The 13,354-nt window shown below is 43.2% G+C and carries 10 protein-coding genes; 8 read left to right on the top strand and 2 right to left on the bottom strand.

Translation table 11 applies throughout. The features are described 5' to 3' along the window. Positions 1-65: 65 nt before the first annotated feature. From polA to DWW10_RS16685, 3 genes are all read left to right on the top strand, one after another. Positions 66-2,891, top strand: a complete 2,826-nt coding sequence (gene polA / locus DWW10_RS16695) for a DNA polymerase I (protein ID WP_118420708.1) — start codon at positions 66-68, stop codon at positions 2,889-2,891. Between the two features lie 279 nt (positions 2,892-3,170). Continuing rightward, complete coding sequence (locus tag DWW10_RS16690; RefSeq protein ID WP_022392435.1) at positions 3,171-3,563, top strand: DUF3836 domain-containing protein; 393 nt, start codon at positions 3,171-3,173, stop codon at positions 3,561-3,563. Between the two features lie 144 nt (positions 3,564-3,707). After that, positions 3,708-4,337 (top strand): HD domain-containing protein, encoded by a 630-nt coding sequence (locus tag DWW10_RS16685; RefSeq protein ID WP_022392436.1) that lies wholly within the window; start codon positions 3,708-3,710, stop codon positions 4,335-4,337. 78 nt (positions 4,338-4,415) lie between these two features. On the opposite strand, the gene DWW10_RS16680 is transcribed toward DWW10_RS16685, so the two are convergent. Together DWW10_RS16680 and DWW10_RS16675 are read right to left on the bottom strand one after the other, a co-directional pair. Continuing rightward, positions 4,416-7,814 carry a hypothetical protein gene (locus DWW10_RS16680; RefSeq protein WP_022392437.1) on the bottom strand — a complete coding sequence of 1,133 codons (3,399 nt, stop codon included), beginning with the start codon at positions 7,812-7,814 and terminating at the stop codon, positions 4,416-4,418. 14 nt (positions 7,815-7,828) lie between these two features. Beyond that, positions 7,829-8,047: a hypothetical protein gene (locus tag DWW10_RS16675; protein ID WP_022392438.1), complete on the bottom strand. Its 219-nt coding sequence runs from the start codon at positions 8,045-8,047 to the stop codon at positions 7,829-7,831. Between the two features lie 875 nt (positions 8,048-8,922). On the opposite strand from DWW10_RS16675, the gene ychF reads away from it, so the two are divergent. The 5 genes from ychF to lgt all read left to right on the top strand — a co-directional run bounded on the left by ychF (position 8,923) and on the right by lgt (position 13,341). Further along, a complete protein-coding gene (gene ychF / locus DWW10_RS16670; protein ID WP_022392439.1) occupies positions 8,923-10,026 on the top strand; it encodes a redox-regulated ATPase YchF in 1,104 nt (367 codons plus the stop codon). 73 nt (positions 10,027-10,099) lie between these two features. Beyond that, on the top strand, positions 10,100-10,915 hold the full coding sequence (locus DWW10_RS16665; protein ID WP_022392440.1) for a carboxypeptidase-like regulatory domain-containing protein: 816 nt from the start codon (positions 10,100-10,102) through the stop codon (positions 10,913-10,915). 11 nt (positions 10,916-10,926) lie between these two features. Further along, positions 10,927-11,847, top strand: a complete 921-nt coding sequence (locus DWW10_RS16660; RefSeq protein ID WP_022392441.1) for a ketopantoate reductase family protein — start codon at positions 10,927-10,929, stop codon at positions 11,845-11,847. Positions 11,848-11,901: 54 nt separating this feature from the next. After that, positions 11,902-12,477: an ORF6N domain-containing protein gene (locus tag DWW10_RS16655; protein WP_022392442.1), complete on the top strand. Its 576-nt coding sequence runs from the start codon at positions 11,902-11,904 to the stop codon at positions 12,475-12,477. Positions 12,478-12,498: 21 nt separating this feature from the next. After that, positions 12,499-13,341: a prolipoprotein diacylglyceryl transferase gene (lgt, locus tag DWW10_RS16650; protein WP_022392443.1), complete on the top strand. Its 843-nt coding sequence runs from the start codon at positions 12,499-12,501 to the stop codon at positions 13,339-13,341. The last annotated feature ends 13 nt before the right edge of the window (positions 13,342-13,354 follow it).

The following is a 13,354-nucleotide window of genomic DNA, read 5'->3' as shown; positions in this document are numbered from 1 at the left end:
AATAGTAATAAAACACTTAATACGGTATTTTTTTGTACTTTTACCATGAAAAAAAGGATAAATATATGAATTCTGACGATAAATTGTTTCTTCTCGATGCTTATGCATTGATATATCGCGCCTATTACGCGTTCATCAAGAGTCCACGGATTAACTCCAAAGGTTTCAACACTTCTGCCATTCTGGGGTTCGTAAATACCCTTGAAGAAGTACTCAAAAAAGAAAATCCATCCCATATTGGTGTGGCTTTCGACCCGGCAGGTCCTACTTTCCGGCACGAGGCCTACGAACAGTATAAAGCACAGCGGGAAGAAACCCCGGAAGCAATTCGTCTCTCCGTACCTATTATAAAAGATATTATTCGTGCCTATCGCATCCCTATCCTGGAAGTAGCGGGCTATGAAGCGGACGACGTTATCGGCACGCTTGCTACTGAGGCAGGCCGCCAAGGCATCACAACTTATATGATGACACCGGATAAAGACTATGGACAACTGGTATCTGAAAATGTATTCATGTACCGCCCCAAACATACAGGTGGTTTCGAGGTCATGGGTATAGAACAGGTAAAAGCTAAGTTTGATATCCAATCGACCCAGCAGGTCATTGACATGTTGGGATTAATGGGTGACGCATCCGATAACATACCCGGCTGTCCCGGCGTAGGAGAGAAAACCGCACAAAAGTTAATCAGCGAATTCGGCAGCATCGAAAACCTTCTGGAACACACCGACCAACTGAAAGGTGCCTTGAAGACTAAAGTCGAAAACAATCGCGAAATGATTACCTTCTCCAAATTTCTTGCAACTATCAAAATTGATGTTCCCATCAAACTTGATATGAAAGCACTCGTTCGTGAAGAACCCAACGAAGAAGAACTTCGGAAAATTTTCGAAGAGATGGAATTTCGTACACTCATTGATCGCGTACTCAAAAAAAGCAATGCCCCCTCTCCTTCTTCCGCTGCTCCCGATCTTTTTTCACCAGGTCCGCTTTTTGCCCAAAATAATGGCCCGGTTCAAGGCAATTTGTTTGAAGAATTTGCGGGCGACCGACCGGATGATGAAAAAAAATCGAATCTCGCGCGTTTAGAAACCAGCGATTTCGACTACCAACTCGTTGATACAGAAGAGAAAAGATCTGAAATTATTAAAAAGTTACTTACAACGAAAATTCTCTCAATAGATACCGAAACCACCTCTGCTGAGCCAATGGAGGCAGAATTGGTAGGAATGAGTTTCAGCGACACCGAAAATCAGGCCTATTATGTTCCGGTTCCACCCGAACGGGAAGAAGCGTCAAAAATAGTAAATGAATTCCGAGCACTCTACGAAAATGAGAATTCAATGAAAGTCGGACAAAATATCAAGTACGATATTCTGGTTCTTCAAAATTATGGAGTGGAGGTGAAAGGTGAACTTTTCGACACCATGCTTGCACATTATGTATTGCAACCCGAACTTCGCCATAATATGGATTATCTGGCAGAAATTTATCTGCACTATCAAACTATCCATATCGACGAGCTTATCGGACCGAAGGGAAAGAATCAAAAGAACATGCGCGACCTCCCACCGGAGGAAGTTTACAAATATGCTTGCGAAGATGCAGACATTACCCTGAAACTTAAAAACGTTCTTGAGGAAGAATTAAAGAAACAAGGCGTGGAACACCTCTTCTATGAAATAGAGATGCCACTTGTACGTGTGCTTGCCAACATGGAAAGCAACGGAGTGCGTATTGATACCGAAGCACTGAAGCAAACGTCCGAACACTTCACTGCCCGCCTGCAAGAGATCGAAAAAGAAATTTATGAGCTGGCAGGTGAAACATTCAACATCGCCTCACCTAAACAGGTAGGTGAGATCCTGTTTGACAAGCTAAAGATTATAGATAAAGCAAAAAAGACAAAGACTGGTCAATATGTTACTTCGGAAGAAGTGCTGGAAAGCCTGCGCAATAAACATGAGGTCATTGGAAAGATACTCGAATACCGTGGACTGAAGAAATTACTGGGAACCTATGTGGATGCTCTTCCTCTATTAATCAATCCACGTACCGGACGCATCCATACTTCCTTTAACCAGGCAGTCACAGCTACCGGACGCCTCAGTTCCAGCAATCCGAACCTGCAGAACATCCCCATCCGTGACGAGGATGGAAAGGAAATCCGCAAGGCTTTTATTCCGGATGATGGTTGCGAGTTCTTCTCTGCCGACTATTCGCAAATAGAATTGCGCATTATGGCGCATCTAAGCGAAGATAAGAATATGATTGACGCTTTCCTTAGCGGTTATGATATTCATGCCGCCACCGCCGCTAAAATATATAAAATAGATATCAAAGACGTCACCTCCGACATGCGCCGCAAGGCAAAGACCGCCAATTTCGGTATCATCTATGGTATTTCTATCTTTGGCCTGGCAGAACGTATGAACGTGGACCGCAAAGAGGCTAAGGAACTGATTGACGGATACTTTGAAACTTACCCGCAGGTACGCGAATATATGGATAAAAGTATCCAAGTGGCGCGTGAGCAAGGGTATGTGGAAACCATTTTCCATCGCAAACGCTTCTTACCTGATATCAACTCGCGAAATGCAACCGTACGCGGATATGCAGAGCGCAATGCTATCAACGCACCTATTCAAGGAAGCGCTGCCGATATCATCAAAGTTGCCATGGCACGCATCTATGAGCGCTTCCAAAGTTACAAATTGAAAGCTAAGATGATTTTACAGGTCCATGACGAACTAAATTTCAGCGTTCCAGAGGCTGAAAAAGAGTTTGTGCAACAAATTGTAATCGAAGAGATGGAACGCGCATATCGCATGCACGTGCCCCTGAGAGCCGATTGTGGATGGGGAAAGAACTGGTTAAAGGCCCACTAAATCCAACTATAACTTTATTTAACTTACAATCAGAAAGCAACTGAAGTAATCTATTCAAAATACAGTTTGCTCACCAGAATATCCGGCAACATCACTGCCGGATATTTTTTTGTCATCAATATTGGCAAAAAGAAAGCATTACAAACTCACCGATGCTAACATTTTGACTATATTTAATCTATTTATCACGATTATGTCAATTTAATCCGTACCTTTGCGGCGAATTTAATGACATAATGATAGAATATAGTAAGAGATAACTTAAAAACATATAGAACCATGAAAACAAAAGTATTTTTAAAAACAGTTGCATTATCAGCAGTTATTCTATTTGGTAGCATTGCAGCTTCTGCAGCTAACAAAAACAACCTCATTTACAATTCGGAAGAGAAAGATGGAGTGATGGTTGGACAGACCGTTTACAAAATGGACGGTGGAACTTTAGCCAACTATATGAAGCATAGTTATAAGTATGATGACCAAAAACGTATGACTGAAAGCGAGACTATGAAATGGAACAGCGGAAAGAACGCTTGGGAAAATAACCTTCGTGTTTGCTACGCTTATCAGGGAAAAACTCTCACTACCACTTATTATAAATGGAATAACAAACAAAAAGCATATGTTCTTGTTCCCGAAATGACGGTTACAATGGACAATCCAAATCTGTAAAAACGACAGATACTCTCTTAAAATTCTAACAAACAAATTGAACAAACCGAAACCTTTATAAGTTTTGTACACTAAGTGAAAGCCGGAATACGTGATGTATTTCGGCTTTTTTCATAACTTTGCCTGCCTAAACAAAACCTATTTATGATACCCGCTACCCTAACCCACTACATTGAAACAGAGATTATTCCCCGTTACGAGCACTTTGACAAGGCGCACAACCTCTCACACGTACATACCGTTATAGAAGAAAGCCTCGCACTTGCCAAGGAATATAATGTGAACGAAAGCATGGCATATACCATTGCCGCATACCATGATACAGGGCTTTGCCGGGATCGTGCCACACATCATCTCATCTCAGGAGAGATCCTGAAACAGGATATCACTCTCCGCCAATGGTTCAATGAAGAAGAAATAGAAACCATGAGAGAGGCGGTGGAAGATCATCGGGCATCTACGGATCACGAGCCACGAAGCATCTACGGAAGAATAGTCGCAGAAGCAGATCGTGTGATAGACCCTACTATCACTCTGCGTCGTACTGTACAATACGGACTGAAACAACAACCGGAAGCAGATAAAGAATGGCACTATCAGCGTTTTCATCAACATCTGATGGACAAATATGCGCCCGGAGGATATCTGAAACTTTGGTTTCCAAACTCTAAAAATGCGGAACGACTGAAAGAACTACAAAAGATTATCGCAGACGAGGCACAGTTGAAGCATATCTTTCAGCAGTTGTTTGTTGAAGAAAAACAAGAAAAATAGGAAATAGAAATTACAGGAAAAGGAGCTTGAAAAGAGAAGGAGCTTTTGAGGCTCCTTCCCAACTGTTAGGAAATAATTTTAGTTTTGTTTCTGAATGTACTTCCCATTGTTATAAGTATAAACTTTATCATCAATAGTAATGTCCATGCTTGTTGCATCACAATCTCCGAATAGTGGAGCACAGACAAAAGTATTGTAATCGCTGTCATCTGCCTTGCCAGCATCACTGATAGTGAAACTACCCAAGTTGACTGCAGTACCATCATATGTGTACGTCCCACTGACTGTATTATTCTTGAATACAACAGAAGAGGCTTGCTTACTTGCTGTAACGCCAAAGCAACCAAAGAATGCAGAACTATAGTTCACCCGATTGGCATATTTAGCATCAGACACCTTTAGTGTTATATTGCTTGTCTGGCAATTTTCTATTATGAATGATTTGGCTTTAATAATATACCCCGCCAATCCGGCAATGTTATAACTTCCACCGTCAATTGTAAAATCAGAAACAGAACATCCTTTCAAATGAATGTCTTCAGTATTGTTTCCATTCATATAAGATACAATACCTGCCAGCTTTACAGCACCATCCGTATCACTTCCCATGTTTATCTCAGAATTGCTGACCTTTACGTTTTCTACTGTCAGACTTCCATTGGAGAAGCCTATTATAACAGCTGTCCATTTGGAGCTTCCATTAATAGTGGCATTAGTGACATTCAGATTCTTGATAATTGCATTTTGCACATTACCAAACAGACCAGCTCCAGGATATTTGTGATTGACCATAAGATTACTGATGGTCTTATTGTTGCCGTCGAAAGTACCTTTGAAGTATTTCACGGTTTTCACGTATTCAGCCTCTTGTTTATCCATGTTAATCGTTTTATGTGCTGAATTATCACCTATTGGTTTCCAGTTCTTATTACCCATATCCAGATCTGCGGACAGTAGAATATTCTTTCCTTCAAATGTATTGCCTTTTTCTACTTGTTTGGCTATCCATGCCAGCTCACTGGGAGCGGTGATGGTATAAGTATTGTTTTCATATTTCGGCTCAAAGGAACTGCTGCCATCCCATGGTATGTTATAGACTTTATTAAAGTCCGTACCAGCAACTAAAGTTTTTTCAGATTCGTTATTATCCGTTACTTTGATAGTAAAGTTAGGAACAGATTCAGGCTCTACAATACCACACCATTTACAACCACCCATCGGAACCTTTAAAGCAGTTTCATTGGTTAAAGCATCCGCAGTACAGTTTTTGATGATAATGGTCCGTGCCTTAGTGCCACTATTAGCGATATCTCCGATAAAGCCGGATACATATCCGTAAGTGTTATCACATTCACCGTTCAGACTCAGAGTGATATCTTTTGTAGAACAATCCTCAAACGTCACACTGTCATACATGGAACCTACCAGCCCTCCATATCCGAAGGATGCTGCTATAGTCGCATTCTCTACCTTACAGCTTTTCAGCGTGGCTGTAGCAGTATTATTTGCTGCTCCGCATGCTTCGATATAGCCAATCAGACCACCTACACGGTAAGATGTTGCACCATGAGTAAAGATGTCCACATTTCGGGCAACACAGTTTTCATACTTGGTAACGTTACCTCTTGAATAACCCACCAGTGCACCTACCCATTTGGGAGAAACTGAAGCATCGGGATGAATGGTTACTTTATCCAGTGTAATATCCTTGATGGTAGCAGCACCATATACAACAGCAAACAGACCGATACAAGCTTGGGGAGTATATTTTGTTTCCTGTTGGTTCATAATATACTGGCCCATGTTCAGATTCTTAATGGTATGATTGTTTCCATCGAATGTATTTCCATTGATTACCATACCCAGCCACGGTTTATTGGCAAGGTCAACATCAGCATACAGAGTAGTTGTTCCAGCAGTCAATGTAACCGGAAGCGATTGATAATTAACATTATTGGGGGCTATCTTCGATTGATAATATGCCAATTGTGCAGCCGTATAGATATTACCGTTTGTAGCTTCTATCTGAGATATTCCATCCCAGGTAGAAGTGAATTTAAAGTGCTCAGGATTAGTCACTGTTTTGATGCTTGCAGCTTCAAAAGAGGCTACTTCTACAATTTCTACGTTACCATTTTCACGTACCAACTCTTCTACTATTCCGTAAATTTCTACGTTACCGCCTTTGATGATTAGTTTCTTAACAGTAACGCCGGCATTTACCACTAATGTTTGCTTGGCGGTGGTGACAGTTACCTCGTTGTAGGTAGCTTTTGCACCTACAGCACTAAGTGTAACGGTTGTTCGCGGCATATCAATGGCAACAGAGGGGGCAGAAGTTCCGTCATCACTTACTTCCGGAATTGCCAATGAAACTTTATTGGTAGCGGTTTCAGCAGGAGTCGTTTGATTTTCTTTATTTTTATCCGTCAGTTGCAATGCTCCACCGCTCGTAGCAGGAACTGATTGGAAAGCCAGATTAATATCTGAATTTGCTACTACAGGTATTTTGATTTCAGCGTTTTCTGATGCTGTGGCAAAGTCTCCTGTTATTGCTATATCTGTAGTGATTTTGTCCTCTGGTGCTGTCTGCGGGAGGTTATCGCTACTTTCTAAAGCTTCATTGAGAGCAGTTGGTGTAGTTGCCTCTACCGTAACACAGTCCAAAGCCGGAACTTCCAACAAATCTCTACGGTTAAGCGTCTTGTTATTCAAAGTCTTGGTAAAGTACACCTTATCGTTTCCATTCGTCAGCTCGGCAGTGATGAACTGGTAAGTACCCACAGGTAACGGAATATAGAAACTACGCGAAGTGACACTTGATGAAGCAGTAAAAGTAGCGGTAATTGTTTTGCTGGCACCTTCATCCTTTACTATTAACACAGGGTAATCCGCACTTAAATCCGCCGTACAAGTTCCCGCGATATTATTGGATGCAGTAACCTTGAAAGTCGTGGCATCTGCCGGTATTTTATTTACCGTCAGCTTAATCAAGGCTGCCATATGCTTGAAAGAAAGAGCACTTAAATTATCAGCATCCGTTACTTTTGCATACATCGGGCCGTTGCTTGAACCGGCATATTTTTCAAGAGTAGCGGGTAAAGTCATGGTCAGTGTATTGTTGCTTACACTCATATTCTCTTGGTCAGGATAGACGGAGAAAGATGCGGTCTTGCCACTTTCTACACTTCCGGTGAAAGTCGCAGAGGTTGTTCCCTTACCATCTTGATAACTAAGCGACGTTTTAGAATTGTCTGTACAGAACAATGCCAATGCATCGGACTCTTGCCATACAATCTGGTATTGGTCATTTACCGTGGTACGGGTATTGCTGCCTACGCCTTCAAAAGTTGCCGTAATGGCGGCAGTGTTCCCTTTCCCATTGGTCATTTCAAATTCATCCTGACTGCAACTGAATACGGTCAAAGCAGCAGTTGCCGTGCAGGCAACTTGCATGAGTTTTCGTAGTCTTAACATAATAAAGTTCCTCCTTAATTTTCTATGGTGAGAATGTCATTAATTAAATCTTCCAAATCACTGCTTGATGCAGAGCCATAGTTGCCTGTAGAAGTTCTGTTAGAGTAAGATTTCGTTTGAACGGGGTTGTAACCTTCGCCGCTTGCCGCGATTACACCTTCATTCTCCATTTTGATTACTTCCATGGAAGGGGCTTTGTAGGTCTCTTTCTGGGTTTGTTTGTCTGTTGTCATACACTTAATTGTTTAAAGTTTAACATAAAAAAACGTGAGTCGCTGTATCTGTTTACCCATACATCAGGCCTTCGCAATGCCTTACACTCGGATAAACAACAGCTACTCACGTCAATTATGTATATAGACGCACCCCTCCCCTCGTGGAAGAAGATGCAGGTATATAACAAAGACGTGAGCGTTGTTGTTATTATCTTCGAGTGTTAATCAAAGTTGCGAAGTTTGATGTATGAAGATAATTTCAATAACGCTTTTGTTAAATATAACAAGCTCACTACGCTATAGTGAACATGGGGCAAATATAGTTATAAATTATTTACCTTGATTCATTTTGCCATATTTTTATTTTAAATCACTCATGATTAGCCGGTCTGATTTATTACTGACGGAATATGAATCACCTTTCTTCCCCTTTAAGTATACATTCCCCTTTCGTGGAAATTCCGTTTACCCCAAATGATAACTTTGTTCCCCCCACACGGTAACTCCATTTACACGCCGAGGTAAAGGGCGTTACATACCGAGGTAAAGGGCGTTACAATAAGGGGTAAAGGACGTTACATGCAGCGGTAAATGCTTTTACATCTTGCAGTAAACAGTCGGTAAATACTATCCGTTGATTATCAGCAAACTAATAAAAAAGTCCATCAGTAGTCTTTAACTCATTTCTACACGGATTATAAATATATTTTAGATATGGATTTCACTGATAAAGTTCTATTCCCGTTCCCTCAAAACGAACCTACCCGCATTTATCACTAACTCCCAGAGGAAAACAAATACCTCCCAATGGTAAAAATGTACAATCCATAAGGCAATAAACAGAAGAATACCTATCTTTGCAGACAGAAAACAAAGTAATAACGAAATAGATAATGGCTTTACAATGTGGTATTGTCGGTTTGCCGAATGTAGGCAAGTCGACGCTTTTCAACTGTTTGTCCAACGCAAAAGCGCAGGCGGCAAACTTCCCTTTTTGTACAATAGAACCGAATGTAGGTGTAATCACCGTGCCCGATGAGCGCCTGACGAAGCTCGCTGAATTGGTACACCCGGGGCGCATCGTACCCACTACGGTGGAAATCGTGGACATTGCCGGACTCGTAAAGGGTGCCAGCAAAGGTGAAGGACTGGGTAACAAATTCCTTGCGAATATTCGTGAAACGGATGCTATCATCCACGTGCTGCGTTGTTTCGACGATGAAAATGTGACACACGTAGACGGAAGCATCAACCCGGTGCGCGACAAGGAAATCATCGACTACGAGTTGCAACTGAAAGACCTGGAAACCATTGAAAGCCGCATCCAAAAAGTACAGAAACAAGCACAGACCGGTGGAGACAAAGCTGCCAAGCTGGCTTACGACGTACTGATACAATATAAAGATGCACTGGAACAAGGCAAGAGTGCACGTACCGTACAGTTTGAAACCAAAGACGAACAGAAAATAGCCAAAGAACTTTTCCTTCTGACCAGCAAACCGGTGATGTACGTTTGTAATGTGGACGAGGCAAGCGCAGTGAACGGTAATAAGTATGTGGAAATGGTGCGCGAAGCGGTAAAGGACGAAAATGCCGAAATCCTGATTGTAGCCGCCAAGACCGAAGCCGACATCGCCGAGCTGGAAACGTATGAAGACCGCCAGATGTTCCTCGAAGAAGTAGGATTAAAGGAATCCGGTGTGAGCCGCCTGATTAAATCGGCCTACAAACTGCTGAATCTGGAAACCTTCATCACCGCCGGAGAAATGGAAGTGAGAGCATGGACCTATCAGAAAGGTTGGAAAGCTCCGCAATGCGCCGGAGTTATCCACACCGACTTCGAAAAAGGATTCATCCGTGCCGAAGTTATCAAGTACGAAGACTTCATCCAGTATGGCAGCGAGGCCGCCGTACGCGAAGCCGGAAAGCTGGGCGTGGAAGGCAAAGAATACGTAGTGCAGGATGGAGACATCATGCACTTCCGGTTCAACGTCTGATTTACGGAACTCATTATAAATCGTCCGCCGAATGGCGGGCGATTTAATCACAGAATAATACTGCAAACCAACCATGAAGCAATTCTTCCCTACCCTATTCCTCATGCTTCTGTGCAGTGTCGCCTATGCACAGCAACAAGACTCAGTGACCATCTCCGGTCGCGTAACAGACTATGGCGGACAACCGATAGACAGTGCTTGTGTTTGGTGGCAAAATCCACAATCCAATAATGTCATAGAGGCTATCACTGACAAAAACGGACACTATACCGCCCGCGTGCTCAAAGGCAACTATCAAAAAGTTGCTTCTATCTACCTTCCCTCTTATGCACACGTCGCCATGAAAAACGGCCTGCCCGAAACGGAACACCGCCTGGAGTTCTGGGCATGGAATTTTATCGCCGACCGTGATACCACGCTTGATATTCGTTACAACCGCATGGAGGTCTATGGGCTGCATGCTTTCCGTATCCCTGGTGCTATGCCTGCCTACCAGATATATGTTCGCCCCATGAGTCTGACACGTTTTTACCAATGGATGAAAGAGAACAAGCCCGAATCCATATTACACGGTGAAACTCTTGGCAACATTAAACAAGAAAGCCAAAGCAAAGATGCGAAAGAATCGCAATGGGCACCCCGTCCTGAGCAACTGAAAACCACCGTCTGGATAGATGGCGAAGAAGTTAAGATATTGATGAAGCAGGAAATAAAAGAGTACTTTAATGCCAACGAATATGCCAATGCCTATCTACTGACCGTAGACCTCCCCAAGCATCCAAAGACAGGACTCCCTTACCGTGTTTTCAAGGTAGAACTGGAAGACCTGGAGAACGGTGACCGCGGCGAAGGACTTTATTATATGGAAAAAGAAACCTACATAAAATAGTATATTCCAAAATGGAGAACAATAATATGAAATACCTTATAGCCGGTACAGGCGGTGTGGGAGGCAGTATCGCCGCCTTTCTGTCCCTTACCGGAAAAGATGTGACCTGCATTGCCCGTGGTGAACATCTGGCTGCTATACGCGAACACGGATTGCGTCTGCACTCCGACTTGAAAGGCGCACACACACTACCCATAAAAGCCTATACTGCCGAAGAATATACAGGTAAAGCCGACGTCATCTTTGTATGTGTCAAAGGCTATTCCGTAGACTCGATAACGGAGTTGATAAAGCGCTCCGCCCATAAGGACACAGTTGTAATCCCTATTCTCAATGTCTACGGTACAGGTCCCCGCATCCAGCGCCTTGTGCCCGGAGTGACGGTCCTGGACGGCTGCATCTACATTGTCGGCTTCGTGTCCGGTAAAGGGGAAATCACGCAAATGGGCAAGATATTCCGTCTGGTTTACGGTGCACACAAAGGCACGGTTGTTCCCCGTGGAACGTTGGAAACTATCCAACAGGATTTGCAGGAAAGCGGCATCAAAGCCGAGATATCTCCCGACATCAACCGGGACACTTTCGTGAAGTGGTCTTTTATCTCCGCTATGGCTGTCACCGGAGCCTACTACGACGTGCCTATGGGCGAAGTACAGAAGCCCGGAGAGGTGCGCGATACGTTTATCGGGTTGTCCCGCGAAAGTGCCGCATTGGGTGCAAAACTCGGCATTGAATTCAAGGAAGACATTGTAGAATATAATCTCAAAGTTATCGATAAGCTGGACCCGGAAAGCACCGCTTCCATGCAGAAGGATATGGCTAAGGGACACGAAAGTGAAGTGCAAGGATTGCTCTTTGACATGATTGCTGCCGCAGAAGAACAGGGAATTGATATTCCGACGTACAGGATGGTGGCGGAAAAGTTCAAATAGTAATCGTTCAAGATCACGATTTGTGACCTTGAAATAATAAAAAAGTATATGAACATGGAACTAACAGTAATCATACAAAGTAAAATATATGAAGTTAGAGGGCAACAAGTGATGCTTGATAAAGATTTAGCGGAACTCTACCAAGTAGCAACCGGAAACTTAAATAAAGCTGTTAAAAGAAACCTCAAAAGGTTTCCATCTGATTTTATGTTTCAACTAACAACAGAAGAATGGGAGTCTCTAAGATTCCAAATTGGAAGCTTAGACAAAGGAAGGGGAAAATACCCCAAATACTTGCCTTACGCTTTTACCGAACAAGGCATTGCTATGCTATCCGGTGTTCTTAACAGCGATACCGCCATTGAAATCAACATCAATATCATGCGTGCTTTCGTCGCCGTCCGCCGATTTATAGCTAATCCGCCAGTTGACAGAGTATCCGAGCTGCAAAACGAACTGAGAGAACTCAAATCCTACATCGAAGAAGTCTTCACCGACTACAACGACATCAACGAAGACACTCGTATGCAACTGGAGCTAATCAACCGAACCCTTGCCGAGCTGCAAGCCCAGAAAAGACTGGCGGACAGTCCCAGAAACCCTATCGGCTTTGTAAAACCGAAACAATAAACCATATAATCAGCTACATTTATGCCATCACTGCTAACCATCAGCTGGAATCCCGATCCCGAACTGTTCAACCTCTTCGGAAGTTTCCCCATTCGCTACTACGGGCTATTGTGGGGCATTGGCATTGTACTTGCCTGCATCATAGTCCAGCGCCAATACCGCGACAGGAAAATCAGTGAGGACAAGTTCACCCCGCTCTTTTTCTATTGCGTAATCGGCATCACTCTCGGAGCAAGGTTAGGGCACTGCATCTTCTACGATTGGAGTTATTATCAGAATCATCTCATAGAGATGATACTCCCCGTTAAGCAGTTTCCGAACGAAGGCTGGAAATGGATAGGCTATCGAGGGCTTGCCAGTCATGGCGGCACCCTCGGACTAATCATCGCCCTGTGGCTATATTGCCGCAAAACCAAGATGCACTACATGGATGTACTGGATATGATAGCCGTAGCCACCCCTATCTGCGCTTGTTTCATCCGCCTTGCCAACCTGATGAACTCCGAAATCATTGGCAAGCCAACCGATATGCCCTGGGCCTTTGTATTCGAACAAATAGATATGCTCCCCCGCCATCCGGCACAGCTTTACGAAGCAATCGCCTACTTTATCTTCTTCCTGGGAATGATTTACTTATATAAGAAATCAGACCACGGCCAAAAGCTGCACCGAGGCTTCTTCTTCGGGCTTTGCCTGACAGAGATATTCGTCTTCCGCTTCTTTGTGGAGTTTCTGAAAGAAAACCAAGTGGATTTCGAGAATACAATGACTCTTAACATGGGGCAATGGCTCAGCATTCCGTTCGTTATCATCGGAATATACTTCATGCTCTTTTATGGGAAAAAAACAAGCTATAAAAAGTAAATAAACTCATTTG

It is taken from the genome of Bacteroides intestinalis (assembly GCF_003464595.1).
Classification (GTDB): Bacteria; Bacteroidota; Bacteroidia; order Bacteroidales; family Bacteroidaceae; genus Bacteroides; species Bacteroides intestinalis_A.
Note: the sequence above shows the minus strand (reverse complement) of the source record. Positions and strands in the feature narration are given on the sequence as shown.